Source organism: Mycolicibacterium sp. MU0050, from assembly GCF_963378085.1.
GTDB lineage: Bacteria > Actinomycetota > Actinomycetes > Mycobacteriales > Mycobacteriaceae > Mycobacterium > Mycobacterium wendilense.
The window spans coordinates 2,636,944-2,660,842 of sequence record NZ_OY726395.1; the positions used below are offsets into that span (position 1 = coordinate 2,636,944).

20 protein-coding genes are annotated in these 23,899 nt (G+C 69.0%); 7 read left to right on the forward strand and 13 right to left on the reverse strand.

The window, feature by feature from the left end; translation table 11 throughout:
• Positions 1-11: 11 nt before the first annotated feature.
• Together R2K23_RS12375 and R2K23_RS12380 are read right to left on the reverse strand one after the other, a co-directional pair.
• The gene (locus R2K23_RS12375) at positions 12-1,571 is read right to left on the reverse strand and encodes a class I adenylate-forming enzyme family protein (protein WP_396891882.1); all 1,560 of its coding nucleotides are present in this window, start codon (positions 1,569-1,571) and stop codon (positions 12-14) included.
• 28 nt (positions 1,572-1,599) lie between these two features.
• The gene (locus R2K23_RS12380; RefSeq protein ID WP_316509896.1) at positions 1,600-3,135 is read right to left on the reverse strand and encodes a flavin-containing monooxygenase; all 1,536 of its coding nucleotides are present in this window, start codon (positions 3,133-3,135) and stop codon (positions 1,600-1,602) included.
• Between the two features lie 105 nt (positions 3,136-3,240).
• On the opposite strand from R2K23_RS12380, the gene R2K23_RS12385 reads away from it, so the two are divergent.
• Genes R2K23_RS12385 through R2K23_RS12395 form a run of 3 tightly spaced genes read left to right on the forward strand, consistent with a single transcriptional unit; the run spans position 3,241 to position 6,628 of the window.
• Positions 3,241-4,068 carry an alpha/beta fold hydrolase gene (locus tag R2K23_RS12385; RefSeq protein ID WP_316509897.1) on the forward strand — a complete coding sequence of 276 codons (828 nt, stop codon included), beginning with the start codon at positions 3,241-3,243 and terminating at the stop codon, positions 4,066-4,068.
• Positions 4,065-5,519: an aldehyde dehydrogenase gene (locus R2K23_RS12390; RefSeq protein WP_316509898.1), complete on the forward strand. Its 1,455-nt coding sequence runs from the start codon at positions 4,065-4,067 to the stop codon at positions 5,517-5,519. Before R2K23_RS12385 ends, R2K23_RS12390 begins: the two co-directional genes overlap by 4 nt.
• A gap of 11 nt (positions 5,520-5,530) precedes the next feature.
• On the forward strand, positions 5,531-6,628 hold the full coding sequence (locus tag R2K23_RS12395) for an NAD(P)-dependent alcohol dehydrogenase (RefSeq protein WP_316509899.1): 1,098 nt from the start codon (positions 5,531-5,533) through the stop codon (positions 6,626-6,628).
• A gap of 25 nt (positions 6,629-6,653) precedes the next feature.
• Here R2K23_RS12395 and rarD read toward each other — a convergent pair whose 3' ends face one another.
• From rarD to lspA, 3 genes are read right to left on the reverse strand one after another with little or no spacing between them, the layout of a single operon-like run.
• On the reverse strand, positions 6,654-7,562 hold the full coding sequence (gene rarD, locus R2K23_RS12400; protein WP_316509900.1) for an EamA family transporter RarD: 909 nt from the start codon (positions 7,560-7,562) through the stop codon (positions 6,654-6,656).
• Complete coding sequence (locus R2K23_RS12405; RefSeq protein WP_316509901.1) at positions 7,562-8,482, reverse strand: RluA family pseudouridine synthase; 921 nt, start codon at positions 8,480-8,482, stop codon at positions 7,562-7,564. The genes rarD and R2K23_RS12405 overlap by 1 nt, the downstream gene beginning before the upstream one ends.
• A complete protein-coding gene (lspA, locus tag R2K23_RS12410; RefSeq protein WP_396891886.1) occupies positions 8,482-9,147 on the reverse strand; it encodes a signal peptidase II in 666 nt (221 codons plus the stop codon). Before lspA ends, R2K23_RS12405 begins: the two co-directional genes overlap by 1 nt.
• 64 nt (positions 9,148-9,211) lie before the next feature.
• On the opposite strand from lspA, the gene R2K23_RS12415 reads away from it, so the two are divergent.
• The gene (locus tag R2K23_RS12415) at positions 9,212-10,138 is read left to right on the forward strand and encodes an asparaginase domain-containing protein (protein ID WP_316509902.1); all 927 of its coding nucleotides are present in this window, start codon (positions 9,212-9,214) and stop codon (positions 10,136-10,138) included.
• A gap of 7 nt (positions 10,139-10,145) precedes the next feature.
• On the opposite strand, the gene R2K23_RS12420 is transcribed toward R2K23_RS12415, so the two are convergent.
• From R2K23_RS12420 to R2K23_RS12430, 3 genes are all read right to left on the reverse strand, one after another.
• On the reverse strand, positions 10,146-11,474 hold the full coding sequence (locus R2K23_RS12420; protein ID WP_396893588.1) for a DNA polymerase IV: 1,329 nt from the start codon (positions 11,472-11,474) through the stop codon (positions 10,146-10,148).
• A gap of 69 nt (positions 11,475-11,543) precedes the next feature.
• Entirely contained in the window at positions 11,544-11,675 is a 132-nt protein-coding gene (locus tag R2K23_RS12425) for a putative transporter small subunit (protein ID WP_316509904.1), read from the reverse strand.
• Positions 11,672-13,366, reverse strand: coding sequence for a sodium:solute symporter family protein (locus R2K23_RS12430; protein WP_316517245.1), 1,695 nt, complete (start codon positions 13,364-13,366; stop codon positions 11,672-11,674). Before R2K23_RS12430 ends, R2K23_RS12425 begins: the two co-directional genes overlap by 4 nt.
• 378 nt (positions 13,367-13,744) lie before the next feature.
• Here R2K23_RS12430 and R2K23_RS12435 point away from each other — a divergent pair, with 378 nt between their 5' ends.
• Positions 13,745-13,957: an RNA-binding S4 domain-containing protein gene (locus tag R2K23_RS12435; RefSeq protein ID WP_316509905.1), complete on the forward strand. Its 213-nt coding sequence runs from the start codon at positions 13,745-13,747 to the stop codon at positions 13,955-13,957.
• A 7-nt stretch (positions 13,958-13,964) separates the two neighbouring features.
• Here R2K23_RS12435 and ileS read toward each other — a convergent pair whose 3' ends face one another.
• Together ileS and R2K23_RS12445 are read right to left on the reverse strand one after the other, a co-directional pair.
• Positions 13,965-17,180 (reverse strand): isoleucine--tRNA ligase, encoded by a 3,216-nt coding sequence (gene ileS / locus R2K23_RS12440; RefSeq protein WP_316509906.1) that lies wholly within the window; start codon positions 17,178-17,180, stop codon positions 13,965-13,967.
• Positions 17,181-17,429: 249 nt separating this feature from the next.
• Positions 17,430-17,987: a hypothetical protein gene (locus tag R2K23_RS12445; protein WP_316509907.1), complete on the reverse strand. Its 558-nt coding sequence runs from the start codon at positions 17,985-17,987 to the stop codon at positions 17,430-17,432.
• A 135-nt stretch (positions 17,988-18,122) separates the two neighbouring features.
• Here R2K23_RS12445 and R2K23_RS12450 point away from each other — a divergent pair, with 135 nt between their 5' ends.
• Together R2K23_RS12450 and R2K23_RS12455 are read left to right on the forward strand one after the other, a co-directional pair.
• Complete coding sequence (locus tag R2K23_RS12450; protein ID WP_316509908.1) at positions 18,123-18,485, forward strand: XRE family transcriptional regulator; 363 nt, start codon at positions 18,123-18,125, stop codon at positions 18,483-18,485.
• A 34-nt stretch (positions 18,486-18,519) separates the two neighbouring features.
• Positions 18,520-19,254 carry a hypothetical protein gene (locus R2K23_RS12455; RefSeq protein ID WP_316509909.1) on the forward strand — a complete coding sequence of 245 codons (735 nt, stop codon included), beginning with the start codon at positions 18,520-18,522 and terminating at the stop codon, positions 19,252-19,254.
• Between the two features lie 19 nt (positions 19,255-19,273).
• Here the strand turns inward: R2K23_RS12455 and lipL are convergent, their stop codons facing one another.
• From lipL to scpA, 3 genes are all read right to left on the reverse strand, one after another.
• On the reverse strand, positions 19,274-20,545 hold the full coding sequence (gene lipL, locus R2K23_RS12460) for an esterase/beta-lactamase LipL (RefSeq protein ID WP_316509910.1): 1,272 nt from the start codon (positions 20,543-20,545) through the stop codon (positions 19,274-19,276).
• Between the two features lie 63 nt (positions 20,546-20,608).
• The gene (gene meaB / locus R2K23_RS12465) at positions 20,609-21,598 is read right to left on the reverse strand and encodes a methylmalonyl Co-A mutase-associated GTPase MeaB (protein WP_316509911.1); all 990 of its coding nucleotides are present in this window, start codon (positions 21,596-21,598) and stop codon (positions 20,609-20,611) included.
• 5 nt (positions 21,599-21,603) lie between these two features.
• Entirely contained in the window at positions 21,604-23,898 is a 2,295-nt protein-coding gene (scpA, locus tag R2K23_RS12470; RefSeq protein WP_316509912.1) for a methylmalonyl-CoA mutase, read from the reverse strand.
• Position 23,899: the final 1 nt, after the last annotated feature.

Here is a 23,899-nt window from a genome sequence, read left to right on the forward strand (position 1 = left end):
GGCCCGTCAGTCTAGGACGTACCTCCGACGCTCTCGGGCGTGTCGGACTGCGTGTCCGCCCGCAACGCGGCCAGCGCGCGCCGCATCACCTTGCCCGACGACGTGGTGGGCAGCGCGTCGACGAAACAGAACAGCCGCGGCCGCTTGTAGGCGGCCAGCCGGGTCCCGGCGAAATCGGCGAGTTCCTCCTCGGTGACCGTGCTGCCCGGGACCCGCACCACGTACGCGCACGGCAGTTCGCCCTTGACCGCGTCCGGCACCGGCCCGGCGGCCACCAGGGCGACATCGGGGTGCGCGGACAACACGCGTTCGATCTCCGCGGGATAGATGTTGTAGCCGCCGGAGATGATCATGTCCTTGCGCCGGTCGACGATGAAGACGTGGCCGGTGTCGTCCATGGTGGCGATGTCGCCGGTGTGCAGCCAGCCGTCGGGCTCGATGGTCTCGGCGGTGGCCGCCGGGTTGTCGTGGTAACCGAGCATCACGATGGGACCGCGCACCATCAGCTCCCCGGGCTCCCCGGTGGGCGCGTCGAGGGCGCTGTCGGTCAGGTCAGCGACGCGGACCTGCACGCCGGGCAGCGCCACCCCGACCGAGCCCGGTACCGGCGGAGCGTGCACGGCGTGGGTGAGCCCGAGGCCGGCGATCTCGGTCATGCCCCAGAGTTCGATCAGGCGGACCCCCGAGACGGCTTCCCACTTCTCCAGCGTGGCGACCGGGAACGTCTGCCCGCCGACCGTGCAACGGGTCAGCGAACTCAGGTCGGTGCCGGCCAGGGCCGGGTCGGCCAGCATCATCGCGTACATGGCCGGCACGCCCTCGAACATCGTCGCGCGATGTTGCTCGATGAGGCGCAACGCGGCCGCGGGTTCGAACCGCGACATCAACACCACCGTGCCCCCGGTGAGGAAGGTGCTGTTGATCGCGACGTTGCCGTAGACGTGCGGGGCCGGCAGCGCGGTCACGACGACGTCGTCGGCGCCGCGCCCGTGCATCGTCGCGGTCAGCGCGCAGTTGGTCAGCACCGCGCGATGGCTCTGCACCGCGCCCTTGGGGTGACCGGTGGTCCCCGACGTGTACCCGATGGTGCTCGGCTCCGTCGGCCCGGGAATCGGGATCCCGGGACGATCGGGGCGCGGCGTCAACAGCGTCTCGAACGGGGTGGTCCCGGCCGGCGCCTCCCCGAAGGCGACGACCGCCCGCAGCTCGGGCAGGTCCTTCGCCAGGTCGCGGATCCACTCGGCCTGCTCGCCGCCGGCGAACACCGCGGTGGCCGAGCAGTCCCGCAGCACATAGGCCAGTTCGTCGCGGGTCAGCATCACGTTGACCGGATTCACCACGGCCCCGGCCTTCAGGGCGCCGTGGTAGGTGACGATCCACTCCCATCGGTTCGGGGAGTACAGCGACACGGTCTGGCCGGGTCGCACGCCGCGTTCGACGAGCCCGTGCGCGACGGCGTCGGCCGCCTCGTCGAGTTCGCGATACGACAGCGTGCGGTCGGCGGTCACCAAAGCTGTTTTGTCGCCGAATCTTTCGGCGGCGTGTCCGAGTATGTGCGCGGGACTGTGCACCGGGTGTCCTTCGGGTCGGGTGGCGGGGTCAGAGGTACTGCGGGACCCGAGGCAGGTCGGTCGACCCGTCTTCGGCGGGCGTGACGTCGTAGGCGAGTGCGTCGAAATGCCGCAGCCTGCCGACGATCTCGGTCGTGTCGCCGGGCCACAGGGTCGGGTTGTGCTTGGTCTCGTGCAGCAGCCAGCTGCTGCAACCGCTGGTCCAGACCGTGCCGTCGAGCCGGTCGGTCATCTCGGTGCCGAACTCGTCCTGCGCGTCGGCGCGCGCCTCGATCACGCGCAGCCCATGCCGGTCCATCTCCTGGACGGTTCGGACGAAGTGCTCGATGACCTGTTCGATGACGAACAGGATCGAGGTGAACACCGCGGTGTTCGGGCCCACGACGTAGAACAGGTTCGGGAAACCGTGCACCGCGCCGCCGAGATAGGACCGGGCGCCGTGTTCGCGCCAGTCGTGGTCGAGGGTCTTGCCCTCGCGGCCGACCACGCGGGCGGCGTCGACCCACTCGTAGGGCTTGAAGCCGGTGGCCAGCACCAGCGCATCCACCGGATGCTCCCGACCGTCGGCGGTGACCACGGCGTGCGGGCGGATCTCGGTGATGGGCTCGGTGACCAACTCGACGTTGTCCCGCATGTAGGTGCGCAGGTAATCGCTGGACAGGATCGGGCGTTTGCAGCCGAACCGGTCCTTGGGCAGCAGCTTCGCCCGGATCTGCGGATCGGGTACCTGTGCGCGGAAGAAGAGGCGCAGCAGGGCCTCGACGACGATCAGCTTACGGCCGGGGTTGAGCAGAACCGGGAACAGGAACAGTTCCCGGGTCCAGTGCTGGCGCCACCGGCGCGCCCGCATCAGCACGGGGAAGCGCTTCATCAGCGCCTTCTCCAGGCGGGAGACCTTCCAGTCGATGCGCGGCAACACCCAGCCCGCCGACCGCTGGAAGACGGTCAGGTGACCGACCTCCGGCGCGATGGCGGGGATCACCTGCGAGGCCGTCGACCCGGTGCCGATCACCGCGACGCGGCGACCACGCAGGTCGTAGTCGTGATCCCATTCGGTGGTGTGAAAAACCTTGCCGGCGAAGGAATCCAGGCCGGGAACGTCGGGGGCGGTCGGTCGGTTGAGGATGCCCACCGCCGGCACCAGCAACTGCGCGGAGATCGTCCCCCGCGGGGTCTCGACGTGCCAGCGGCCGCGTTCCTCGTCCCAATGTGCCGACTCGAGTCCGCAGTCGAAGTACAGCCGTTCGGCCACCGCGGGGGTGGTCGCGAGGTCCTCGAGGTACGCCAGCAGCTCGGGCTGCCGGGCGAAGCTGTGCGACCAGTCGTGCTTGGGCGCGAACGAGTACGAGTAGTACGCCGAGGCGATGTCGACCGCGCAACCGGGATAGTCGTTGTCCCGCCAGGTCCCCCCGACCCGGTCGGCGCGTTCGAGGACGACGAAGTCCTCGATGCCGGCGGCGAGCAACCGGAACGCCGCGCCGAGTCCCGCCATCCCGGCTCCGACGATGACAATCCGCGTTTCGGCGGGCAGCGTCGCGTCGTTGCGTGCGGTCTGTGTGCTCATTGACCTTGTCCGTTTCTGTTGTGATCCAACTAACGATGTGACATAGTGTTCGTTATACTTGACGAGATGTCAATTAGTCTCGGATGACTGGAACAGGAGATGTCCGTGAACAATTCCGGGCCCGACGCCTCCCCGATGGTGTTGATCCACGGGTTCAGCGGCAGCTGGCGCCATTGGGTGCCGGTCGTGCCGGCGCTCGAGGAACACCACCGCGTCCACGTCGCCCGACTGGCCGGCCATGCCCGCGGACCGCAGCTCCCCGAGGGCGTCCCGGTGAGCGTGTCCGCACTGGCCGACCAGCTCGAACGCGACCTCGACCGGGCCGGGATCACCCGCGCCCACCTGGTCGGCAACTCGCTGGGCGGCTGGCTGTCCCTCGAACTGGCCGCGCGCGGGCGCGCCCTGTCGGTGACCGCGCTGGCCCCGGCGCTGGGCTGGGAACCGCGGGGCCGGCACCTGCTTCCGCTGCGGCTCAAGCTGCAGGTGGCCCGCAAGGTGTTCGCCGCGATCGGCCCCTACGCCGAGTTCGTGCTGCGCTCCCACCGGATCCGGCACCTGCTGCTCAGTGCCGCGATGGCGCACAGCGACCGCATCTCGATCGTCGAGGCCGCGGCATTCGTCCGCGACAACCTGCGCTGCAACATATATTTCGAGCTGATGGAGCCGATCCTCACCACCGATCACCAGCTCGGCAGCATCGACTGCCCGGTGACCATCGCCTCCTGCGAGAAGGACGGCCTGATCCCCTACCAGCCCTACGGGCTCCGGTTCCCCAAGCTGGTCCCCCAGGCCGAGTTCATCACCCTGCCCGACGTCGGCCACGTACCGATGTTCGACGATCCTGATCTGGTGGCCCGCACCGTGCTCGACGTCGCGGCCGCCGCCGATGCCCAGCACGATGCCAACCACTCAGTGACGAGGAGCAACGCATGACCTTCCCCGAACGCACCGGCTTCTGGATCGACGGCGCCTGGAGCACGCCCGCGGCGCCGCAGCGCATCGATGTCGTCAACGCCAGCACCGGCCAGCCGGTGGCCACCGTGCCGCAGGCCGGCGAGGCCGACGTCGACGCCGCGGTCGACGCCGCGCGACGGGCCTTCGATGCCGGCGACTGGGCCACCCGCAGCCCACAGGAGCGCGCCAAGGCCATGCTGTCGCTGGCCGAGGCCCTCGATCGTCGCGGCGAGGCCACCGCGCAGGCGGTCAGCACCCAGAACGGCATGCCGATCGCGATCGCCTCGGTCACCGAGGCCGTCGTGCCGGCGATGTTGCTGCGCTACTACGCCGACCTGGCGAGCAACCAGGAGATCGAGGAGCGTCGCACCGGTGTCGGCGGCGGCACCACCGTGGTGCGCCGCGAACCCATCGGCGTGGTCGCGGCGGTCGTGCCGTGGAACTATCCGCAGACCCTGACCTTCTTCAAGCTCGCCCCGCTGCTGGCGGCGGGCTGCACGGTGGTCATCAAGCCCTCCCCCGAGACCGTCCTGGACTCCCACCTGCTCGCCGAGGCCGTCGCCGAGTCCGACATCCCCGCCGGCGTGATCAACATCGTGCCCGGCGGCCGCGAGGTCGGCGCCTACCTCGTCGCCCACCCGGGCGTGGACAAGGTGGCCTTCACCGGTTCCACCGCGGCCGGGCGCGCCATCGGCGAGGTGTGCGGCCGGCTGATCCGGCCGGTCACCCTCGAACTGGGCGGCAAGTCGGCCTCGATCATCCTCGACGACGCCGACCTGCCCTCGCTGCTGCAGGAGTTCTTCGCCGCGACCCTGATGAACAACGGCCAGACCTGCTACCTCGGCACCCGGGTGCTGGCCCCGCGGCAGCGCTACGCCGAAACCGTGGACCTGCTCACCGATTTCGCCCGCTCGCTCAAGGTCGGCAACGCCCTGGACCCGACCACCCAGATCGGACCGCTGGCCACTGCCCGCCAGCAAGAACGGGTGCGCAGCTACATCGAGCGCGGCGTGTCCGACGGCGCCCGGATCACCACCGGCGGCGGCCACCCCGCCGACGCCGGATCCGGCTGGTTCGTCGAGCCGACCATCTTCGACAACGTCGAGAACTCCCACACCATCGCCCAGGAGGAGATCTTCGGCCCCGTCCTGGCGGTCATCCCCTACAGCGACGTCGACGAGGCGATCGCGATCGCCAACGACTCCGAGTACGGGCTGGGCGGCAGCGTGTGGACCGGCGACCAGGAACGCGGACTCGACGTCGCGCGCCGGGTGCAGACCGGCAGCATCGGGGTCAACAACTACACCCTGGACTTCGGCGCCCCGTTCGGCGGCGTCAAAGCCAGCGGACTGGGCCGCGAACTCGGCCCCGAAGGCCTCGCCGCCTATCAGCAGATCAAGTCGATGTACCTGCCCGCCACCCAGTCTTAAGGATCACCTCCATGAAGATCACCGCAGCCGTACTGCGCGGCGAGCAATCCCCGTTCACCCTCGAAGAACTCGAGTTGGCCGACCCGGGTCCCCGGCAGATCCTGGTCCGCATCGTCGGCGTCGGGCACTGTCACACCGACGTCCTGCCGCGCGCCGCAATGGGTTTCGGCACCCCGCCGATCGTGGTGGGCCATGAGGGCGCCGGCGTGGTGGAGGCCGTCGGCTCCGCGGTGGACGCGGTGTCCGTCGGCGATCACGTGGTGCTGAGCTTCGACTCGTGCGGCCGGTGCCGCAACTGCCGCGAGGCCCGGCCCTCCTACTGCGACACCTTCGTGGAACGCAACCTCGGTGGCCCCGGGGTCGACGGGGGCGCTCCGCTCACCGACGCCGACGGAAAACCCGTCGCCGCGTGGTGGTTCGGCCAGTCCTCCTTCGCCACGCACGCCGTGGTCGACGTCGACAACGCCGTCGTCGTCGACAAGTCCCTGCCGCTGGAACTGCTCGGCCCGCTGGGCTGCGGCATCCAGACCGGGGCCGGCGCCATCCTCGAGGCGCTGCGGGTGCCGCCCGCGGCCAGCCTCGTCGTGACCGGCACCGGTGCCGTGGGGCTGTCGGCGATCATGGCCGCCAAGGTCGCCGGCGCCGGCCCGATCATCGCCGTCGACCTGAACGAGAAACGCCTCGAGCTGGCGCGCGAACTCGGCGCCACCCACACCATCGTCGCCGGCGCGGGAGACCTGACCGAGCAGATCGCGGCGGTGGCGCCGGCCGGCGTCGACTACGGCCTGGACACCACCGGGCTGCCCGCGGTCATCGCCGCGGCCGTGGGCGCGCTGACGCAGCGGGGCGTGCTGGGCATGGTCGGCGTTCCGCAGGGTGACCTCGTCCTCGAGCCGATGGCCCTGCCGGTGGGTCGCACGCTGGTGGGCATCATGGAGGGCGACGCCAGCCCGCAGACGTTCATCCCCACCCTGATCGCGCTGTGGCAGGCGGGGCGGTTCCCGTTCGACCGACTGGTCGAGACCTTCGCACTGTCGGAGATCAACACCGTGGAGCAGCGCGCCCTGGCCGGCGAGATCATCAAACCGGTGCTGCTGCCGGGCAATTAGCCGCACGACCCACCGGCGGTGGCGCTCACGGCGTCAGCGCCGCCGGCGGTGGGCGTCGGCTGCGGTAGATCGCGTCGGCGGTGAACACCGCCAACGCCACCCAGATCAGCGCGAACCCCAGCCAGCGCGCGGGCGGCATCGGTTCGCGCCCGATGAACACTCCCCAACTGAGCTGCATCACCGGGGTGAGGTACATCAGTAGTCCGAGGCTCACCAGGGGTAGGCGTTGCGCGGCCGCGGCGAACAGCAGCAGCGGGATGGCCGTCACCGCACCGGAGGCGATCATCAACGCGGTGTGCCAGGGGCCGTTGGACAGGAACGCCTGTTGGCCGGCCGACATCCCGACCAGGATGAAGACCAACGCGAACGGGGCGGCCAGCCCGGCCTCCACCCCGACGCTGACCCGCGGGTCCGTCGGCACCACCTTCTTCACCAGCCCGTAGAAGCCGAATGACAGCGCCAGGCCCAGCGAAATCCACGGCGGGGCACCGAGTTCCAGCGTGAGGATGACCACGGCTGCCACGGCCAACAGCAGCGCGAAGCCCTGCGCACGGTTCAGCGATTCCCGAAAGATCACCACCCCCAACGCGACACTGACCAGCGGGTTGATGAAGTAACCCAGCGCCGCGTCGACGACATGGCCGTTGTTGACGGCGTAGATGTAGATCACCCAGTTCGCCGAGATCAGCGCCGAGGCCGCGGCCAGCAGCAGCCACACCCGGCCGGTGATCCGCCGCAGGTCACCGAGGCGCCGCAGCGCCGCGACGACCACGAGCATGAGCAGCGCCATCCAGACGATGCGATGCGCGAGTATCTCGGCGGCGCCGGCCGGTTTGAGCAGCGGAAAGAAGCCCGGGAACAGCCCCCAGGCCCCGTAGGCGCCGACCCCGAAGAGCAGGCCACCGGAACCGGCCGCGCGCTCGCCGCGGGCCACTACTGGTGCAGCACGTCCAGGGCGTGCTGCAAATCAGCGGGGTACGGGCTGGTGATCTCGAAGCGGCGACCGTCGGCGGGATGGGCAAACCCCAGCGAGCGGGCGTGCAGCCACTGCCGTTGCAGCCCAAGTTTTTTCGCCAGTGTCGGGTCGGCGCCGTAGGTGAGATCGCCACAGCACGGGTGGTGCAGCGCAGCGAAGTGCACCCGGATCTGGTGCGTGCGGCCGGTCTCCAGATGGACGTCGAGCAGGCTGGCCGAGACGAAGGCCTCCACGGTGTCGTAGTGGGTGATGCTGTGCCGGCCGTTCTCGGTCACCGCGAACTTCCAGTCGTGCCCGCGGTGCCGGCCGATGGGGGCGTCGATGGTGCCGCTCGACGGGTCCGGATGACCCTGCACCAGGGCGTGGTACCGCTTGTCGACGGTGCGCTGCTTGAACGCGCGCTTGAGCAGGGTGTAGGCCCGCTCGGACAGCGCAACCACCATGACGCCCGAGGTGCCGACGTCGAGGCGGTGCACGATGCCCTGGCGCTCATGGATGCCGGATGTGCTGATCCGAAATCCCGCCGCGGCGAGTCCGCCGAGCACCGTGGGGCCGTGCCAACCGACGGTGGCGTGCGCCGCCACGCCCGGGGGTTTGTCCACCACCACGATGTCGTCATCGGAGTAGAGGATCGCCATCCCCTCGATGTGTTCCGGGGTGTTCTCCACCGGGGCGGGCGCCTCGGGCAGCGTCACATCGAGCCAGGCGCCCGCGGTCAGGCGATCTGATTTGTCGGCCGGCGTGCCGTCGAGGACGACCCCGCCCTCCTCGGCCAGCGTCGCCGCCGCCGTCCGGGACAGTCCCAGCAGGCGCGCCAGCCCGGCGTCCACCCGCATCCCGGCCAGTCCTTCGGGGACCGGCATCGACCGGTCCGCCATCACTTCTCGGGTTCGGTCGTGGCGGGCGTGGTCTCGGCCACGGCGTCCGTCTTCGGGTCCGCCGCCTCGGTGTCCTGTTTGCCGCGGCGGCCGACGGTGTCGAAGTCGAAGCCGAACAGCGACAGCGCGACCAGCAGGATGGCCCCGCCGACCACGGCGGGGTCGGCGACGTTGAACACCGGCCACCAGCCGATCGACAGGAAGTCGACGACGTGACCGCGCAGCGGGCCCGGCGACCGGAAGAACCGGTCGACCAGGTTGCCCAGCGCCCCGCCGAGAATCAGGCCCAGGCCCACGGCCCACCACGGCGACACCAGGCGTCGGCCCATCCACACGATGCCGATCACCACGGCGGTCGCCACCAGCGTCAGGACCCAGGTGTAGCCGGTGGCCATCGAGAAGGCCGCACCGGAGTTGCGCACCAGCGTCCAGGTCACGGTGTCGCCGATGATCGACACCGGTTGCCCGGGGGTCAGCAGGCGCACCGCGAGCACCTTGGTGACGATGTCGAGCAGCAGGATGACGGCAGCCACCGACAGCAGCAACTTCAGTCGACCCCGGGCCACGGGTGCCGCGGCGGCGTCAGAGGCGGGCGCGCCGGCAACCTCGGTATCGCCCGTATCGGCGGCCGCCGGTTCCACCGAACCGGCCGTTTCGTCAATCACGCCTCCATCATCCCCTAGAAAGTCGCGGGACCTCGACGCCGCACCGTTGCGGCATGATCGGTGCATGCCTCGACTGCACGTCGTCACCACCGGCGGGACCATAGCGACCAGCACCGATGCGGACGGAATCAAGCGGGTTCGGCGCAGCGGCGAACAGTTGCTGGCGGGGCTGGAGGCCCCCGCCGAGGTGACGGTGACCGAGCTGATGGCGCGCGACAGCTCGCAGCTGTCCCCCGCCGACTGGGACGCCATCGGCGCCGCCATCGCGGCCGCCGTGCGGGTGGGTGCCGACGGGGTGGTCGTCACCCACGGCACCGACACGCTCGAGGAAACGACCCTGTGGTGTGAACTGACCTACCGCGGCACCGCGCCGGTGGTGTTCACCGGCGCGATGTACAGCGCGGACTCGCCGCAGGCCGACGGGCCGGCGAACCTGGCCGCCGCGCTGGCCCTGGCGGGTCGGCCCGACGCCGCGGGCCAGGGGGTGCTGATCAGCTTCGACGGCGAGGTGTTGGCGCCGCTGGGGCTGTACAAATCCGGCGGCCCGAACGGGGTCGGGTTCATCGGGCGCGATCTCGGCGCACTGGACAAGACCGACGAGCAGCGGCCGTATCTGGGGTCGCTGCGCGCGGCGCAGGCCCCCCGGGTCGACATCGTGGCGGCCTATCCCGGCGCCGACACCGTCGCCCTCGATGCCTGTGTGCGCGCCGGGGCCCGCGCCATCGTGTTGGAGGCCCTGGGCGCGGGCAACGCGGGGGAACCGATCATCGAGGGGGTGCACCGGCACTGCCGCGACGGCGTCGTGGTGGCCGTCGCGACCCGGGTGGCCGGCGGCGAAACCAGTGCGGGGTACGGCCCCGGGGCGGCGCTGGTGGACGCCGGCGCCGTGCCGGTGCCCACGCTGCGCCCCGCGCAGGCCCGGGTGCTGTTGATGGCGGCGCTGGCGGCCGGCGACGTCTCCGTCGCCGACGTGCTGGCGCGGTGGGGCTGACCGGCGGTCAGGGCCCGCCCTCGTCGTCGGCCAACTCTCCGACGTAGTCGGCCCAGTCCAGGCTGTCGACCGGGTTGGCCCGAGTGATGTCGGGGCTGTCGACCGGGAAGGTCCGCGCGGGACCCACTCCGCTGCACCGCGTTTCGAAACGGACGGTCATCACGCCGTGTCCGGCGCCCTGCAGCCAGCCGTGGCCGAGCTCCGGGTGGGTGACGTCGTCACCGATGCGCCACCCACCGGAATCGGGTTCGGGCGCAGCGACCGGGACGCGGGTGTCGCCGACCTCTGCCTCCTGCTGTTCGAGCTCCGGGAACAGCGATTCCTGCCGCACGTCGGAGAGTCCCGAAAAACCGACGCCCAGCAGGCGGATCGGGCCGACGTCGACGGGATCCAACAGCAGTCGGCGGGCGGTCGCGAGCAACGTCGCGACCTCGGTGGTGGCGTAGGGCAGCGTCGCCGAGCGGGTCAGGGTGCTCATGTCGGACTTCTTGAGCTTCACCGTGACGGTCCGCGCGCCCCGACCGTCGCGTTCGAGGCGGCGGTGCGCGTGCTCGGCGATCGGTCCGGTGGCCTCCCGCAGCTGATCCAGCGTGGTGAGGTCGGCCGCGAAGGTGGATTCGGCGCTGATCTGTTTGGCCTCCGCGCGCTCGGCCACGGGACGGTCGTCGATGCCGCGGGCCAGCCGGTGCAGCGCCGGCCCGACGGTGCCGCCCAGGATGCCGGCCGCCTCACTGGCGTCCAGTGCGGCCAACTGGCCCACGGTCTCGATGCCCAGCCGGTGCAACTTCTCCTCGGCCACCGGCCCGATCCCCCAGAGCTTGCGGACCGGAAGCCGGGCCAGCAGGCCCTGTTCCTCATCGCGTCCCACCACCCGCACCCCGTCGGGCTTGGCGAGCCCCGAGGCGATCTTGGCGATCTGCTTACCGGATCCCGCCCCGACGGAGGCCACCAGCCCGGTCTCGTCGCGGACCCGCCGCCGCAGGTCCTCGCAGAACCGGCGGGCGTCGTCCGCGTCGGCACCGGCCAACGCCGCCGGTTCACCGAAGGCCTCGTCGAAGGACAACTGCTCGAGGATCGGGACCACGGCGCGCACGGTGTCGAAGACGCGCTTGCTCGCGACGCTGTAGACCACCCCCCGCGGCGGCAACACCACCGCCGCGGGGCCCACCTGACGTCGGGCCTGATGCATCGGCATCGCGGAGTGGGCGCCGAAAACCCTGGCCTCGTAGCTGGCCCCGGCCACCACCCCGCGTCCGCCGAGGCCCCCGACGAGCACCGGCCGGCCCCGCAGCGTCGGCCGGGTCAGCTGCTCGACGGAGGCGAAGAACGCGTCCATGTCGAGGTGCAGCACCCACCGGGCCGATCGGTCCACGCACCGATGCTAGGTCGCGCGTACCCGCGGCGATCAGATCAGGTCTTCGCCGGTGCGCCGGGCCTCCCGCCACTCCTTGGTGAACGCGGTCACCAACACGCCCAGCACCACGGCCACGATCACCGGCCACACCAGCACATAGACGGTCAACGCGAGCGTGCTCATCCCCGTTCTCCTCTCCCGACGGCGGCCGGGACGGCCGACTCAGGGTCGTCGTCGATCCGCCGTTCCGCCGCTTCCGTGTCGAAGTCACCCGTGCGCTGTTTGATGACGGCGAAGTCGAAGTTCTCTTCCGAGCGCACCGACATGCCGAAACACACGATGGCGCTGACCGCGTAGGCCACCAACGAGCCACTGAGCGTGGCGTAGTCGTGCAGGAATCCGATGACGAACGGTGCCGAGGCCACCATGGCGGCGACACCGACGGTCACGGCCGGGCGGAGTCCGAAGAAGCCGAACACCATCAACCCGAGAACGACGCCGATACCGACGACGTTGAGGACATCGACCAGGTAGCCCATCGCGCCGTCGACCGGGATCCAGCCGAACCGCACCGGCAGGAAGCAGGCCAAGGCCACCAGTACCGAGGTGGTGAACGCCCGGTTGGTGACCTTCTTCCAGTAGAAGCTCGCGATCACCGGGAAGACCAGCGCGCCCCACAGCGCACCCACGAAGACCAGCAGGTCCAGAATGCTGAGTTGCAGGCTGGCAAACGAAATCGCCAACGCGGTCGCAATGACCATTGTCAGTCGGCCGACCAGCAGCATGGTCCGAGGGTTCGCGTCGTTCTTGCCGGCGATGTTCTGCCCGTAGACATCTGCCATCGCGATCGACGAAAGCGCCGCGAGGTCGGAGTCCGCCGTCGACGACAGGGCACCGATCACCATGATGAAGAACAGCACCAACAGAATGGTCGGCAGATACGTCGCCGCCATCTGCGGAATGATGTTGTTGACGTCGCCGTCGAGCGGCTCGATACCGAGATACAGGGCCAGGACGCCGAGCATGCCGATGCCGATGACGGTGGCGCCATAACCGATGGTCGCCGTGATGAATGTCGGCTTGATCAGGCGCTCGTTGACCGCAAAAAGACGCTGCGCGATCGTTTGGTTTCCAATCGCATACGCCAGCACCGCGGCGATATACGGAGCGCCCTGATTCAGAAAGGCCTCACTGGAGAAGAAATTGGCCTGCTGATCGGTGAGATTGGCGGCCCCGAGTTCGAACGCCGCGGGAAAACCGGCGGCGAAGAAAATGACCGGCACGATGATGACCACCGCGCCCAGCATGGCGACCACCTGCACGAAGTCGGTGAGAACCGACGCCCGGAACCCCGACCACAGCGAGTACAGCAGCACCCCCAACGCCACGGTGAAGACGCCCTGGATGAAGTTCAACGGCGACAGCAGGGCGATCAGGACGCCGCCGGCCAGGAAGTTCGACATCAAGCTGATGACCGACCCGACCACGTTGGATCCGGCCAGCATGAGTTGGCTGGAGCGCCCGTGGCGGGCGAACATCACCTCGGCGAGCGTGTGCGCCCGGGGCGCGACCGCCCTGATCCGTCGACCGAACGGGTAGATGAAAAGGATCATCAGGGCGCCCCACAGCCCGTAGTGGATGGGGCCGGAAATTCCGTAGGTGTATCCGGAAGTGGCGGAGGCATACATCGACGCCGCCCAAATCCAGGTGGCGGTCATACTCGCCGCGGAGATTCCAAAACCCAGATTGTTGCCGGCGGTCATGTAACCATCGGCATTTTCTCGTTTCTTACCGATACGGACGGAAATCAAAAAAGTTCCGCCGTAAAAAAGCACCAGCAACAGTACGACCAGCGGGATACTGAACCGGACCATCTCTGACACGCTCAACGTGCTACCTCTGTCTAAAGAATTAATTGACAAATGGACACAATGACCAGAGGCTCGGAACCTTTCAGTGAATCGAAAGCCCAAATCGGGCGCTGCCACAACCTTGCGGACTATACAATGCGGCCAAATGTGATGGGCGACACCGTCAAACGCTGCCCCGGCACGGGACCGAATTCGAGTACATTCACACCGCTATCCAGTTGTCAACACCGGTGCCCGTGATCACTAATTTGAACAATTCACGGTTGCCCGCCATTTGCGGCACAATCGCGTGGGCTCGCCAAAGGCGGGGCTTGCGCAATCGCGGCCGACGGGCCCGTGGCGTGGGGAACTGGACGCGCCGCGGATGGTTAGCTGTCCGGCATGAACGACGTGTCCATCCGCGACGACACCATCCGGCTCGGCCAGTTCCTCAAGCTGGCCGGGCTCATCGACTCGGGGGCCGACGCGAAGTCGGTCATCGCCGACGGGCTGGTCACCGTCAACGGCGAGGTGGAGCTCCGGCGCGGTCGGCAGCTGCGCCGCGGGGACACCGTGTCGGTGGACGGACACGAGGCCCGGGTGACGGGCCCCTAGCGGGCTCTCAGGCCTGCGAAGCCTTCGCGAGCGTGACCCGCACCCCGTCACCGATCTCGACGCCGTCGGCGACGTCGTCGGCCGCCACCAGATCAAAACTGGTCGCCAGGATCTCACCGGCGATCAGGTCGCGATGGGTGCGGGCCCAGGGTTCCTTTTCGGCCGGCACGGACATCTTGACCGCGACCCGATCGGACACCTCGAGGCCGGTCGACTTGCGCAGGTCCTGCAGCTCTCGGATGCGGTCCTTGGCCCAGCCCTCGGCCTCCAACTCCGGCGTCACGGTCGGGTCGAGCACCACCAGGCCGGCGCCGTCGGGCAGCGCGGCCGTGGAACCGGGCTCGGCGGCAACCAGTTTCGAGCTGAACTCCGCGGGCAGCAACGTGGCCGGTCCGGCCGTCAGGGTGCCGTCGGCGTTGAGCACGCCGGCGCCGGACTTGACCGCCTTGATCGCGGCCTGCACGTCCTTGCCGATGCGCGGGCCCGCGACGCGGGCGTTGACCGTCAACTCGAAGCGGCCGAAGGCGGCGATGTCGTCGGTCAACTCGACGGCCTTGACGTTCAGTTCGTCGGCGATCAGATCGACGAACGGCCGCAGCGCCTCGGGATCGGTGACCGCCACGGTGAGCTTCGGCAGCGGCAACCGCACCCGCAGCTTCTTGGCCTTGCGCAGCGAGGACCCCAGCGAGCAGACGTCGCGGACCTGGTCCATGGCCGCCACCAGGGCGGGGTCGGTGGGCAGGTTGGCCTCGGGCCAGTCGGTCAGGTGCACCGATCGCTGTCCCGTCAGCCCGCGCCAGATCACCTCGGTCGACAGCGGCAACAGCGGGGCGGCCAGTCGGGAGGTGACCTCGAGGACCGTGTGCAGGGTGTCGATCGCGTCGCGGTCTTCGTCCCAGAACCGGTTACGCGACCGGCGCACATACCAATTCGTGAGCGCCTCGGTGAATGACCGCAGCTGCTCGCACGCCCCGGAGATGTCGCAGCTGTCCATCGCGGCGGTAAGGTCGTCGCGCAGCACGGCCAGCTTGGCCAGGATGTACCGGTCGAGCACGTGGGTCGAATCGGTCCGCCACTGCCCCACCTTCGGCGCGTACAGCGCCAGGAAGCTGTAGGCGTTCGACAGCGGCAACAGCACCTGACGCACACCTTCGCGGATGCCCTGCTCGGTGACGATCAGGTTGCCGCCGCGCAGGATCGGCGAGGCCATCAGGAACCAGCGCATGGCGTCGGACCCGTCGCGGTCGAACACCTCGCTGACATCCGGATAGTTGCGCAGCGACTTGCTCATCTTCTGGCCGTCGTTGCCCAGCACGATGCCGTGGCTGACACAGGTCTTGAAGGCGGGCTTGTCGAACAGTGCGGTGGCCAGCACATGCAGGGTGTAGAACCAGCCCCGCGTCTGGCCGATGTACTCGACGATGAAGTCGCCCGGGAAATGCGGGTCCTCGCCGGGCGCCGCCGGGTCCTCCCCCGCCGCCCGCCCCAAGAACCATTCCTTGTTCTCGAAGGGATAGTGCACCTGGGCAAACGGCATGGACCCCGAGTCGAACCAGACGTCGAAGACGTCCTCGATCCGGCGCATGGTCGACTTGCCCGTCGGGTCGTCCGGGTTGGGCCGGGTCAGCTCGTCGATGTAGGGCCGGTGCAGGTTGTCGGGCCGCACCCCGAAATCGCGTTCGAGCTCATCCAGCGAGCCGTAGACGTCGATCCGAGGGTAGGCCGGGTCGTCGGACGTCCACACCGGAATCGGGGTGCCCCAGTAGCGGTTTCGGGAGATCGACCAGTCGCGGGCGCCCTGCAGCCACTTGCCGAACTGGCCGTCCTTGACGTGTTCGGGATACCAGGTGATCTGCTGGTTGAGTTCGACCATGCGGTCCCGGAACTGGGTCACCTTGACGAACCACGACGACACCGCGCGGTAGATCAGCGGGTTGCGGCAGCGCCAGCAGTGCGGGTACGAGTGCTCGTAGGTTTCGTGGCGCAGCAGCACCGGCGCGTTGACGGCCGCCGAACCGGTGCCGTTCTTCAGGTCCCGGATGATCTGCGGGTTCGCGTCGAAGACCTGCATGCCCTGGTAGTCCGGAACCTGAGCGTCGAAGCGGCCCTTGGAGTCCACCGGCGTCGCCGGGACGATCCCCACGGTGTCGGTGGTGGCCTTGTCGTCCTCGCCGTAGGCGGGGGCCATGTGCACGATGCCGGTGCCGTCCTCGGTGGTGACATAGTCGCCGCGCAGCACCTGGAAGGCGTTGTGCGCCTTGTCGGTACCGACGAAGTACGGGAACGGCGGCAGGTACCGCACGCCCAGCAGATCGGCGCCGGTGTGGGTGCCGAGAACCTCGGGCTCCTCCCCCAGCTCCCGGGCGTAGGCGGCCAGTCTGGCCTGCGCCAACACGTAGCGGTTGCCGTCGGGTCCCCGGACCTCGACATAGTCGACCTCCGGATGGACCGCGACGGCCTGGTTCGACGGCAGGGTCCACGGCGTGGTGGTCCACACCAGCAGGTGCGCCCCGGCCAGCGGCCCCTCGGTCACCCGCAGCCCGACAGTGATCGCCGGATCCTGCCGGCTCTGATAGACGTCGTCGTCCATCCGCAGTTCGTGGCTGGACAACGGGGTCTCGTCGTTCCAGCAGTACGGCAGCACCCGGAAGCCCTCGTAGGCCAGTCCCTTGTCCCACAGTTGCTTGAACGCCCAGATCACCGACTCCATGAAGGTGAGATCCAGGGTCTTGTAGTCGTTGTCGAAGTCGACCCAGCGGGCCTGCCGCGTGACGTAGGCGCGCCATTCGTCGGTGTACTTGAGCACCGAGGCCCGACACGCGTCGTTGAACTTCTCGATGCCCATCTCTTCGATCTGGGCCTTGTCGGTGATCCCCAGCTGCCGCTGCACTTCGAGTTCGGCGGGCAGGCCGTGGGTGTCCCACCCGAACCGGCGTTCCACCTTGTAGCCGCGCATGGTGCGGTACCGCGGGACGATGTCCTTGACGTAGCCGGTCAGCAGGTGGCCGTAGTGCGGCAGTCCGTTGGCGAAGGGCGGCCCGTCGTAGAAGACGTACTCCGGCGCACCCTCCCGGCGCGCGATCGAGGCCCGGAACGTGTCGTCGGCGTCCCAGTACTCGAGCACCTCGGCTTCGAGCTCCGGAAAGCTCGGCGCCCCAACGGAGCCCGACCCGAACTTGGGATAGGCGTTGGGGCTGGTGTGCGGAGTCCCACTGTCGGCCACTGCGTGTCGTCTCCTGTGCCTGGCATCTTCGGCACGGGGACGACGTCGCGCACGGTGCGCGAGCGCCGCGGTACCACCCCGCTTGCGCGCCGTGGGGCGCGCCGCTCAACTTCGATCGGCTGTGACGGGCCGCACCCGTTCGGTTCTACTGCGCCCGTCGACCGGGCGGTTCTTCCGAAAGCTCCCCGGTGATGGCCGGATCAACGCTGTTTGTGTCGATTCTAGACAGCGAGGCAAATCCGTGCCCACTCAGCCGGAGACCACCTCGATGAGCGCCAGCGGTAGCTGCTCGTCGAACTCCTCGATGGTGTGCCGATCGAAGCTGCGGGTGTCGTACCACCAGTTCAGGTAGATCACATCGGCGCCGCGGCGGGCGTGCAAGGCCAGCAGGTGGCCGACGGGCGCGGTGGTGCCGGCCACGCACGAGCGGTAGGAAACCCGAACCGCGCCGGCGCCAGCACCCGGCGCCACCACGGCCGCCGGGTGGGTCGCGTCGGCGCCGCGCAGGTCCCTGCACTGCAAGCGAATGGATCGCTGCGCGGCCTCGCCGTCGAGCACCATGGCCAGCGATCCCGGGCCGACGGTCCGTGCAATCGCGCAGCCCAGTGCCGCCACCAGAATCGTCTCGAAATCCGCGCCGTGGGCCACGCCCGGGGACGTCACCTCCGCCGTCAGGACGGGGTTGAGCCGGCCGGCCAGCTTTGCCATGTCGGTGCCGAGCGGAGGGTCCTCGACCCACCGGTCGGTGAGCCACCGCGCATCGTCGCGTCCGGGGGTTGCCGGCCGAAGCATGGATGTTGTGGGCATGGGACCACCGTATGCCTGTTGTCCCAGAAATGGGAGAACTGTGCCAATTCTTTGACATTTGTGTCAATACCTGCCCACCCGCACGGAAAACGGCTAACCCTGTCACCCCTGGGACGGCCCGGCTATGGTGTAGCGGTGCCCCGCACCGATGAGAACGGCCGGCAACTCAAAGCCCTGCTGGACTATTTGCTCGACGGCGATGTCGACGCGAAGGCGATCTACACCGCTCTCGGGGTGTCGAGCAGCACTTACTACCGCCGCATCAAAGACAGCGACTACCCCAACGCCGAAGAACTGCGTCTGGTCGCGGATCGGTTCGCGCTGAGCTATCCCGACCTGCAGATTCGCTTCGGCTTGATGAGCCGCCAAGAGGTGTACCACTACCTGGAGTCGGCGCCGGTGGCCGTGGCCTCGGTCACCGATCGCGCCGCGGTCACGCGCACCCCGCGACCGAAGTTGTCGCAACTGTCACCACGTCCCGACGCGCCGCCGCTGTAGCCGCCCATCCGGACTCTTTCGAAAGCGTTCCACGATGTCCCTGACGTTGCTGATCACGATCACGATCGTGTGCATTGGATGGAGTCTGTGGATTCGACGGTTGACCTGGTCGTGCCGCTGGGAGGTGGCGGCGACCCTCAACATCGCGCTGCAGGGTGGGGCGGTGCTGTTGATGTCGCCCTGGGCCTCGGCGACGCTGGGGCCGATGCTCTACGAGCTGACGGGCAAGTGGAATCTCGAGGACTACCTGGGCCACGACCTCTACATTGTCGCCGCGTCGGCGATCGTCTACAACGCGATCGGCCGCCTCCAAGAGGATTCGGCCATGCAGGAGATGTTCAAGCAGTACGTGGAGCGACCCGCGACACTGTGCATCCCGGTGCTGCTGGCCACCTTCTGGCTGGGCAATGGCGCGGCGGTCTACCACCCGGACTTCTTCCAGTTGCGCACCGACTTCTGGTTGTCCGCCTACTGGGTGCTGCTGTGCTCGATGCTGTTCTATCTCTTGGCCTTCGGCGTGCGGGCCATGCTGGTGTTGCGTCGGGATCCGCGTTCTCGCCGGATCGCCACGGTGTACCTGATCGCCTCGGCCAGCGGCATGCTCGCCTGCGCGATACGCATCCTCACCGCCCTGGTGCCCGAGCTGCAGCCGCTCGAAAACGGACGGCTCGTATGGTTTTTCGCCTGCGCCTGCGGCGCGGTGTTCGCGCTGGCCGCCGCCCACTCCTGGCGGGTGAAGATCCGCGGGCTGACCGGGGTGCCGCGCTGAGCGAGGCTCGGAATCCGAATCACACCACCGCGGAGGCGGACTCTTCCCAGTACGGCGCGCCCAGCTCCCGGATCGGTTCGAAACCGTGCGTGCGGGCCAGCCCGGCGCCCCGCCGGATGAGCGCGGCCGTCGCGACGAAGCCGGCCTGATCGGGAACCACGAACGGGGTCAACAGTCGGTTGTGCACCACCGAGAACGACAGCCTCAGGCTCGGGATCGCCCAGCCCACCGAGCCGCCGAGACCGACATGGCCGAAGCCGGGCAGCACCCCAGGGAGGGGCAGCGCGTGATAGCCCAGATGGAACGCCATCGGCATGCCCACGCTCCGGTCGGGGCGCAGGCTGCGACGCCCCGTCAGTCCCGCGGCGATCTCCGGCGACAGGTATCGGGTGTCGTCGATGGCGCCCCCGTTTGCGATGGCGCCGTACATCCGCGCCAGGCCACGGGCGGTGGCCACCCCGTTCGCCGACGGAATTTCACTGTCCAACAACGGGATATCGCCCTGGACCACGGCGCGCATGCCCGGGAAGTACAGCGCACCGAAGCCGGCGGTCATCTGCAACATCGCAGCCCGCGGAGCCAGATAGTTGAACACCGGGTTCTGGATGTTCAGCTGCGGGTGGATGATCTGGGCCGGCCGCGTCGGCGCTGCCGCATCGGGGCGGCCGAGGTGTATCCCATCGGTGTTCAGCGGTGCGGCGACCTCTTCGCGGAACAGCTGTCGCATCCCCTTACCGGTCACCGCCCGCGCGAGCCCGGCGAGCAACCAGCCGTAGGTGATCGCGTGATAGGCGGGCTTGCCGCGCAGCTGCGAGGCCGGCGCCGCGGCGATCCACTCCTCCATGCGCTCGTGGTTCATGATGTCGGCCTTGCTCAGGCCGTTGAGATGGGACAGGCCCGCCCGGTGACTCATGATCTCGCGCACTGTGATGTCGGCCTTGCCGTTGGCGCCGAACTCGGGCCAGTACTCGGCCACCGGGGTGTCGTAGTCCACCAGCCCGCGGTCGGCGAGCCGGTGGATGACCGTCGAGGCCACGCCCTTGGTAGCGGAGAACACCATCGCGCCGGTGTCGGCGGTCCAGGGCTGCCGACCGCGCCGGTCCGACCAGCCGGTCCAGATGTCCACCACCGGCTTGCCGTCGAGATAGACGGCCAGCGCGCCGCCGCCGAATCGACGATGAGGGAACATGCTGGCGAACGCGCGCACCGCGCAGGAGAAGTTCGGGTCGGCCGCGCCGCCCACGCCGTCGGGAAGCGCTACGCTGCGCTCCCGGGCAAAAGCTTTGCTCACCTAGCCAAATCTACCCGTTACATCGGGCAAACAAACCCCGGTTTATCGAACTGTTAGTCTCGGTCACTCGGCTGCCGTGTCCAGGATGCGGGCCGCCGCCAGCGCGGGGGTCAGCTCGCCGTCGCGGACCTGCCGCTCGACCTCGCCGCGGATCCCCTTGACCCCCGGGTGGTCCAACACCCGGTCGAGCACCGCGTCACGCACCATCGCCCAGGTCCATTCGACCTGCTGGGTCCGCCGCCGCGCCTCGAACTCGCCGGCCGCGGTCAAGACCTCGCGATGCTTGAGCACGCTGTCCCACAGCTCCCCGAGACCGGTCTGCTCCAGGGCACTCATGGTCAGCACCGGCGGTCGCCACAGCACCTCGCGCGGATAGATCAGCCGGATGGCGCCGGCGAGCTCGCGGGCCGCCTTCTTGGCCTCCACGACGTGGTTGCCGTCGGCCTTGTTGACCACGATGATGTCGGCGAGCTCCAGCACGCCCTTCTTGATGCCCTGCAGCTGGTCCCCGGTGCGGGCCAGGGTCAGGAAGATGAAGGTGTCCACCATCCCGGCGACAGTGACCTCGGACTGCCCGACACCGACCGTCTCCACCAGGATGACGTCGAAGCCCGCGGCCTCCAGCAGGACGATGGTCTCGCGGGTCGCCCGAGCCACCCCGCCCAGGGTGCCGGAGGTTGGCGAGGGCCGGATGTAAGCGTCCGGGTGCGCCGCCAGCCGCGACATCCGCGTCTTGTCACCCAGGATCGATCCACCGGTGCGCGTCGACGACGGGTCCACCGCGACCACCGCGACCCGGTGCCCCTGCTCGATCAGGTACATCCCGAGCGCCTCGATCGATGTCGACTTGCCGACCCCGGGGACCCCGGTGATGCCGATGTGCATGGCCGAGCCGGCCTCCGGCATCAACTCCAGCAGCAACTCCTGGGCCTGCGCACGATGGTCGGTGCGGGTCGACTCCACCAGCGTGATCGCCCGGGCCAGCGCCGCACGCTCGCCACGGCGGATGCGGCCGGCGAATTCCTCGGTGCTCAGCTCCGACGGGGCAGTCATCGCGATCAGGAGGTGGCGTTCTGGTTGCCGGTCAGGTCGTAGCCCAGTCGCTCGGCGAGCTTGTTCAGCAAACCCGTCGCGGCATCGGCGATCACCGTGCCGGGCGGGAAGATGGCGTTGGCCCCGGCCGCGTAGAGCTCGTCGAAGTCCCCGGGCGGGATGACGCCGCCGACCACGATCATGATGTCCGGACGGCCCACCTCGGCCAGCGCATCGCGCAGCGCCGGCACCAGGGTCAGGTGACCGGCCGCCAGCGAGGACACGCCGACCACATGGACGTCGTTGTCGGCGGCCTGCCGAGCGACCTCGTCCGGCGTGGAGAACAGCGAGCCGACGTCGACGTCGAAACCGAGGTCGGCGAAGGCCGTCGCGATCACCTTCTGGCCGCGGTCGTGACCGTCCTGGCCCATCTTGGCGACCAGGATGCGGGGCCGACGCCCGTCGGCCTCGGCGAACTTCTCCACCAGCGCGGTCGCGTTGTCGATTCCGTCCACGTTCTGACTGTTCCCCACCTCGTCGCGGTAGACCCCGGCGATGGTCCGGATCTCGGCCTGGTGGCGTCCGTAGACCTTCTCCAGGGCGTCGGAGATCTCCCCGAGGGTGGCCTTGGCCCGGGCCGCGTTGATCGCCAGCGCCAGCAGATTGTTGCCCAGGCCGTCTTCACCGGCGGTCCCGGTCGCGGCGGCGGCGCGGGTCAGCTCCGCCAGCGAGGCCTGGCAGGCGGCCTCGTCGCGCTCGGCGCGCAGCTGCTCCAGCTTGGCCAGCTGCTCGGCGCGCACCCGGCTGTTGTCGACCTTGAGCACCTCGATCTCTTGGTCCTCGTCCACCTGGTACTTGTTGACGCCGATCAGCGGCTGGGCACCGGAGTCGATCCGGGCCTGGGTGCGCGCGGCGGCCTCCTCGATGCGCAGCTTCGGGATGCCGTCGTCGATCGCCTGCGCCATGCCGCCGTGCTCGGCGACCTCGGCGATGTGCGCGCGGGCCCGCTCGGCCAGCTGGTGGGTGAGCCACTCCATGTAGTAGGAGCCGCCCCAGGGGTCGATCGGGCGGGTGGTGCCCGACTCCTGCGCCAGCAGCAGCTGGGTGTTGCGCGCGATGCGGGCCGAGAAGTCGGTGGGCAGCGCGAGCGCCTCGTCGAGCGCGTTGGTGTGCAGCGACTGGGTGTGGCCCTGCGTGGCGGCCATGGCCTCGACGCAGGTGCGGGCGACGTTGTTGAACACGTCCTGCGCGGTCAGGGACCAACCCGAGGTCTGCGAATGTGTGCGCAGCGACAGCGATTTCGGGCTCTTCGGCTCGAACTGGGCCACCAGCTCGCTCCACAGCAGCCGGCCGGCCCGCAGTTTGGCGACCTCCATGAAGAAGTTCATCCCGATGCCCCAGAAGAACGACAGCCGCGGGGCGAACTTGTCGATCGACAGGCCGGCGTCGAGCCCGGCCTTGATGTACTCCACCCCGTCGGCCAGGGTGTAGGCCAGCTCGAGATCGGCCGTGGCACCGGCCTCCTGGATGTGGTACCCGGAGATCGAAATGCTGTTGAACTTGGGCATTTTCGTGCTGGTGTAGCCGAAGATGTCCGAGATGATCCGCATCGAGGGCTTCGGCGGATAGATGTAGGTGTTGCGGACCATGAACTCTTTGAGGATGTCGTTCTGGATGGTCCCGGCCAGCTTCTCCGGTGGCACCCCCTGCTCCTCGGCGGCCACCACGTACAACGCCAGGATGGGCAATACCGCGCCGTTCATGGTCATCGAGACACTCACGGAGCCCAGGTCGATGCCGTCGAACAACTGGCGCATGTCCAGAATCGAGTCGATGGCCACGCCGGCCATCCCGACGTCGCCGGCCACCCGGGGATGGTCGGAGTCGTAGCCGCGGTGGGTGGCCAGGTCGAACGCCACCGACAGGCCCTTCTGCCCGGCGGCCAGGTTGCGCCGGTAGAACGCATTGGACTCCGCGGCGGTCGAGAAGCCGGCGTACTGCCGAATGGTCCACGGCTGGTTGACGTACATCGTCGGGTACGGGCCACGGATGAACGGCGGCTCGCCCGGGAAGCTGTCCACCGGGTAACCCGCGGCCACCGCGGCGTCGCGGTCGGCGGCGATGTACACCGGTTTGACGTCGACGCCCTCGGGCGTGGCCCAGTCGAGCTGCTCGGGTGCGTAACCGTGCGCGGCCGCGGCCGTCCGGACCGACTCCGCGACGGCTTCCGGGGTCGCGGCGGCGGCGGGTTCGGCACCGCGCAGCGGCACCTCGGCGAAACTCTCGATGGCAGACTTACCGGCAACGTCGGATGCGGTCATC